The organism is Alkalibacterium indicireducens (assembly GCF_039522005.1).
In the GTDB taxonomy this organism is placed as follows: Bacteria; Bacillota; Bacilli; order Lactobacillales; family Carnobacteriaceae_A; genus Alkalibacterium; species Alkalibacterium indicireducens.
The window spans coordinates 1-5,761 of record NZ_BAAADA010000090.1 but is presented as its reverse complement, the minus strand read 5'-3'; the positions used below and the strand labels follow the sequence as shown (position 1 = coordinate 5,761).

Annotated in this window: 6 protein-coding genes and 2 pseudogenes; 2 read left to right on the top strand and 6 right to left on the bottom strand. The window is 35.3% G+C overall.

Going from position 1 to position 5,761, the window contains the following annotated elements; all coding sequences use genetic code 11:
• Positions 1–488: 488 nt before the first annotated feature.
• Positions 489–1,601, bottom strand: a complete 1,113-nt coding sequence (locus tag ABFX15_RS05895; RefSeq protein WP_346024550.1) for a plasmid pRiA4b ORF-3 family protein — start codon at positions 1,599–1,601, stop codon at positions 489–491.
• A 141-nt stretch (positions 1,602–1,742) separates the two neighbouring features.
• Between ABFX15_RS05895 and ABFX15_RS05890 the strand changes: the two genes are divergently transcribed.
• Positions 1,743–2,015 (top strand): AbrB/MazE/SpoVT family DNA-binding domain-containing protein, encoded by a 273-nt coding sequence (locus tag ABFX15_RS05890; protein WP_346024549.1) that lies wholly within the window; start codon positions 1,743–1,745, stop codon positions 2,013–2,015.
• Positions 2,015–2,365 carry a type II toxin-antitoxin system PemK/MazF family toxin gene (locus tag ABFX15_RS05885; RefSeq protein WP_346024548.1) on the top strand — a complete coding sequence of 117 codons (351 nt, stop codon included), beginning with the start codon at positions 2,015–2,017 and terminating at the stop codon, positions 2,363–2,365. Before ABFX15_RS05890 ends, ABFX15_RS05885 begins: the two co-directional genes overlap by 1 nt.
• A gap of 277 nt (positions 2,366–2,642) precedes the next feature.
• Here the strand turns inward: ABFX15_RS05885 and ABFX15_RS12170 are convergent.
• From ABFX15_RS12170 to ABFX15_RS05865, 5 genes and pseudogenes are all read right to left on the bottom strand, one after another.
• Positions 2,643–2,957 (bottom strand): annotated as a pseudogene (locus ABFX15_RS12170) (ATP-binding protein); the annotation flags it as partial.
• Positions 2,947–3,336, bottom strand: coding sequence for a Mu transposase domain-containing protein (locus tag ABFX15_RS05875; RefSeq protein WP_346024546.1), 390 nt, complete (start codon positions 3,334–3,336; stop codon positions 2,947–2,949). The gene ABFX15_RS05875 and the pseudogene ABFX15_RS12170, both read right to left, overlap by 11 nt.
• A 107-nt stretch (positions 3,337–3,443) precedes the next feature.
• Positions 3,444–3,677, bottom strand: a pseudogene (locus ABFX15_RS12165) (ATP-binding protein); the annotation flags it as partial.
• A gap of 121 nt (positions 3,678–3,798) precedes the next feature.
• The gene (locus ABFX15_RS05870) at positions 3,799–4,818 is read right to left on the bottom strand and encodes a site-specific integrase (protein ID WP_197105352.1); all 1,020 of its coding nucleotides are present in this window, start codon (positions 4,816–4,818) and stop codon (positions 3,799–3,801) included.
• On the bottom strand, positions 4,805–5,698 hold the full coding sequence (locus ABFX15_RS05865; RefSeq protein WP_346024545.1) for a tyrosine-type recombinase/integrase: 894 nt from the start codon (positions 5,696–5,698) through the stop codon (positions 4,805–4,807). Before ABFX15_RS05865 ends, ABFX15_RS05870 begins: the two co-directional genes overlap by 14 nt.
• Positions 5,699–5,761 lie beyond the last annotated feature (63 nt).

The following is a 5,761-nucleotide window of genomic DNA, read 5'->3' as shown; positions in this document are numbered from 1 at the left end:
GGCATAATAATCGGTACCAAGTCAATGACACCAAGGGTCAAAGGCTATTTTTTAACTGCAAAACTTGAGTTCTTAAGTTTCCCAGTTTTCTAAAGAAGTAGGAACATTTTCCTAGCTCACTTAGAAAGATAAGTACGTTATCTTCATAAATGAGCTGAAAAAGTGCATCAACTTCTTAAATTAAGCGGTCATTTTTTGCAGACAAAAAATTTCAACTAGAAATAAAACAATTATTTATCAATTCACTGATAAAAATGGTTACTATAAATTAAGTAAGCACACCTTAGCAATTACAACCAGTTAACAGCAATATGATCCAGCAGACGTGAATACGCTGCTGGATCACATTGCCTTTTTTCGCCTCTTTTTTATCGGTATAGAATGCTTTTCTACAATTAGAAACAGCGGAACTATCGATAGTAGCATCTCCTGATCCCGCCGGATTATTGGTTTGAATTAGCGGTGCGCTCAGATTATAGTAATTGAACTTAAAGTCTATCTAAACTAAAGTTAATACTATTTAAAGTGTGTATGGATAAACGACTTCTGAATCGTTCACTCCACATAGAAAAATGCTCATACTGTTCATCGGATGGATCAGACATCACCTGTTTAAATTCTGCATAGCCGTCTACTCCTCCGACATCCTCAGGTACCGGGTCCCCTTGCATGTCTATTAAACGCGCTTTTCGAAGACTCGGCTTTTCAATGATTTGGGTCACTTCAATTCTATGTCTCCAATCATCTCCGAAATCATATTCATACAGAAAGACATCTCCGGAACGGATGTATTCCAGCAGCTGCACTTCTTCATCGTATTTCATTATTTGTTGTCTTTGTTTATACCCGAATGATTCATCGTCGTCTACTAGACAGACAGACATACCATTTGGTTTTTCAAAAGTGAATTGATGCAAATGATAATCGTCCCACATGAAGGCTTTCTGCAGTATGTGATGCAACTGATTAAAAGTATAAGTCATTGGAACCTGTAAAACCCTCACGACATCTTCTTCTGTTTCCAATTCAAGGCTTACCTTTAATTCTGCAACAGGTGGCGTGAATACGAGGTTCTCTCCTAATCCTTTATCGCTTAAGAATGATTCCCATTTATTTAACGGTGTATCTTCGGTTCCATCTGGATAAGTGACTAATCGGTTATTGACTTTTTCCATTAATTTCAGCTGGACAATCTCTTCATCATCAAACCCTCTCACTTCCATTCTTAAAGGTCTAATGACTTCTTCAAGATAGTCTGGTGTATCGATGTTTTCTCCCTTAGTCCATACCAAATCTCGGTTATCAAATTTCTTCTCTATTTCCATCTGCTTGACCCAATTGAGACCTAAATAGTCAAAATACGCTTGTCTGACATAGTGAATGATGTTCTCAATCTTACTTAATTCTTCTTTTTTAAGTGGCCAAGCAACAAGTGTTAACTGCGTTTCTAAATTGACAAGTACGAGCGCTTTTCTTCGATTCAAAATAGCAATATGGGCTAACCAAGCATTCTCGTTTGGATTAGTAGGATCGAGCGGCAAGACGTGACCTTTTGCTTTTTCTATTTCTGACATAAATTTATCTGTTGTATGTATGAGCACGGTGAATGCCTCCTGTTATTTGTTTCGTTTATCATAACATATTCCATTAACAAAAAAAGACAAAAACCAAAGTCTCACTCCTTACTTTTCCTTACTTTTGTGCTATAATAAGAATTATCTATTAAATTGGGAGTGAATGAAATGATTAGCTACAAAGAAAGAAATCCTGTTACTGCAAAAATCACATCTAAAAACCAAGTAACTATTCCAAAGTCCATTCGAACCGCATTAGATATTAAGTCTCATGATCACATTATATTTTATACTAACGAACAAGGAGACGTGGTTATTAAAAGCGTGGATAAAAAGAAAGCTTTTTGGGAAGATGTAGAGGAACAGCAAGCAACCTATGGCTCTATTGATGATAAAGAAATGACCTGGGGTGAAGATTTAGAAGCTGAGGATTTTGATTAATGGCTAAACTCAGACAAGGAGATATCATACTCGTTAATCTAGATCCGTCAAAAGGAACAGAAACAAAAAAGACTAGGCCCTGTTTAGTGGTCAGTAACAACTTTTACAATCGATATTTGAATACTGTTCTAATCGCTCCTATCAGTAACTCTCAAAAATATAAAGAAGAGCGTTTTACTGTTTCACCATTTTTCGTTTCAATTCCAAATAACGAGAAGGTAAAGGGCACAATATTACTTCAACACATAAGAAGTATTGATCCGACTCTCAGAGTTATAGGAAAGCCAATTTCACACTTAAACTCCGATTTAGTTAAAAAAATAAGTGACACTATTAACCACTTTTTCTAAGGAAGACAACCGTTCATTAAAAGCAGCAGACTTAAGGAATTTATTTCCAGTCGGCTGCTTTTATTTAATACATTAATTTTAACTTTGAATAACATTCTTGGATTAATTCTTTAGGTACTTTTTCAACAAAGTTAAATTCTCTTTTTTCTAAATCAATCATACAGTGGGTTATGGGATATTTCTTTAGTGGTACATCAAGCTGGCAAAAGGTGGTACATTCTTTGGCAAACAGTGGTAAGAAAGTTGGCATCAGTGGTACAAATGTGTGGCAGTAGTCAACTAAGTTTTCATTTTTCTCCATAAAAGCCATATGTTTCAAGTCTAGAATCTCTTTTTTGTTAACGCTTGGTTGAAAGTTGAAATCAAATTCTTCAAGTGATGTCCGTTTGGGAAAGCGTGCGCGCTGGATGACACGTTCCACAGTCTGATTCGTTTGAAAGTCTAATTCTTGATTAGTTAATTCTAGAAGAGCTTCTGTTAAAGAAAGCTCATCCCGATTGGCAATTTCAACATAGTTTGGCACATATTCTCTCATATGTTTTAAATTCAAGGCCTCTAGATTATTTAATAGCTTTTGATAGTTACTGCTCATTCGAAGGCACCTCCAGTAAATCATATTGCTTTAAACTTCGTTTAATATGTTCTTGGATGTCATCTTCTTTGTGGCTCATGACGTCTGATTTAAGTATATGAACCAAATCTTTTTGGTTATAGTTCAATCTTTTTGTGGTAAGTGGGTGCGAACGAATCTGTTCTCCGTTATAATAAATGTGCACGTGCTCTTCGTTTTCGGAAAGATCCAAGTCAACTTCTTTTCCGATATAGCGAGGGTCTACAGAGTACCTACATTTGCGGAAAATGACCATTGCTTCCTTTGTGACTTTACGGCGAATAGAGTCTTCAAAATAAGGATTTAACAAGTCATCTTTTAGCTTATGGAGGTGCTGATTATTACGCTGTTTTAGACCCACCTATACGCTAGAATGAGTCCTTCAATATCCATTCCGAGTCCACTTGTTCGTTCTTAGAGTCCACTAAATAGCCACGCTCGGTGAAAGCGTGGCTTGTGTGACAGAATTTAGTTGGTACTTGCTTTAGCTAACTGTTCTCGCATATTTAATTGACCTGTATCAAACCATACGGCATTATGCACGATTCTATCCATAATGGCGTCCGCATGAACACCGCCTCCTAATCTTTTATGCCAATCTGACTTTCTAAATTGTGTACAATAGATGGTGGAGCCGGAGTCGTAGCGACGTTCAATGATTTCGAAGAGAAATTTCAGGTCATCTTCTGATAAATCATCTAGTAGCCATTCATCTTATGAGAAGTAATTAATTATGTTAAGTTAAGCGATGAAATATTAGTTTCACCGCTTAACCAAGGAATTATCTTTACATAATTAAATCTACTTATTTATACTTTTTAATCTAAATAAATTCTTTCAGCCAATTTAACAAACTTTCTTTTTTATCTTCGCTTAATACTTCTTCAGGAAGAATATTCTTGCTCGCTGTTTCAATTGCTTTCCGTTTAATCTCAGGGTTGGCTTTTGCATATACTTCAGTTGTAGAAATAGATGCATGTCCTAAAAAATCTCGAATATAAATTAAATTTACATTGGCTTCCAGTAAGTGCATCGCTTTACTATGCCTTAAGGCATGTGGCGAAATTTTTGATGGAAATAGATCAGGGTTATCTTTACGAGCTGCTTCATAATGTTTCTTTAAAATATAAGTTATACCGGCACGACTAAGTTTTTTGTGCTGTTTGTTGAAAAAAATGGGAGTTGTAACACTCTTTTCATTACTTAGCTGGTAGCTATCTAAATATGATTCCATAATAGCTACAGTCTGAGCTGTAATTGGTATCACGCGAACTTTTTGTCCTTTTCCTATCAGTGTGACAGTCGCTGGAGAAGACAGTCTCAAATCGGAAGCCTTTAAATCAATAATTTCCTGAACTCTTGCGCCAGTATCGTATAAAAGTGTGAGAATAGCTAAATCTCTTTTTCCTCTTATTGTTTTTCGGTTTGGAGCATCCAACAGTTTTCGTATTGCATCAATTGACAAGTAAGTCATCTGTTCTATATTCGACACTTTCTTTGCCTTTATTGAAAAGACAGAATTACAAACGTCCAAATATTCTGGCACTTCAGTTTGAAGAAAACGAAAATAGGAATGAAAAGCTGCAAGTCTTTGGTTCCTTGTTCTGACGGAATATCTCTTCTCATCTATTAGCCAATTCAAAAAAGTCTCAATCAAATCTTTGTTTATTTCTTTTAGTGTCAATTTTTCCGGTTTTAAATTAAGAACTTCCGTACAATATCTTAAAAAGATAGTGAATGTATCGCGATATGCTTTAACTGTATTTTCGCTATAGTCCATTTTTGAAGGAATGTATCGAAGAAAGTATATCGACAAATATTTCCCGAAATTATAATCGTTCATTTTCTTGCACCTCCGGAAAAACATCCTGATACATTTCTTCAGTTGAATTAATAATATTACCGTAGGTATCGCTCGTCATTCGCAGATACTGTTCTGTACTTTCAACATCTCGGTGTCCCATATAGGTCTGAAGGATAGGAAGAAAAGAATAAATATCTTGTCCTTCATTAATCATTTTTTCTAAAGAGTGTACTGCAAAGGTATGACGTAAATCATGTATCCGAGGTTTTACTGATTCATCAGTTATTATTTCAGCGTCACGTAATATTCTTCTGAAGCCACTCAAAATTGAGCCACTATTATATTTTCGCCCGTCTGGAGCAGGATAAAAATATCCTTCCGTACTCATATCAAATGCCATGTTTTTAACATAGTGTTGACCATAAATCCTTAGGGTTTCCGTCATAGGAACAAAACGAGTGATGTTATTTTTTCCTTTACTTACTGTAATCACACCATCTTTTAGATTAATATCTGTTTTCTGCAGAGTCAGTGCTTCATTAATTCGTAATCCGCACCCATATAACATTCGTAAGAGCATTGGATAAATGAGGTGAGCATATTTACTGTTCCCTGAGAATTTCAACTGATCAACTATCGACCAGATTCGTGTAATTTCATCATGAGTAAAAATATACGGGATAAAATTATCTCTTTGTTTTACAAACTCATTTTTAGGGAAAACGTAAAAATTAAAGCCTAACATATTCATGAACAGAGCAAATTGACGAATGGTACTCATTCTTTGATGTTGTGTTTTAGTAGATTCATTGTCTCTTTTACTTACATATTCTTCTACCATATTCTTAGTAAGAATTGGTTTTTTAAGTCCTGATTTTTTAAAAAAATTGTCGACTTGTCTTAATCTGTAATAACTCAAGTTTTGCAGTTAAAAAATAGCCTTTGACCCTTGGTGTCATTGACTTGGTACCGATTATTATGC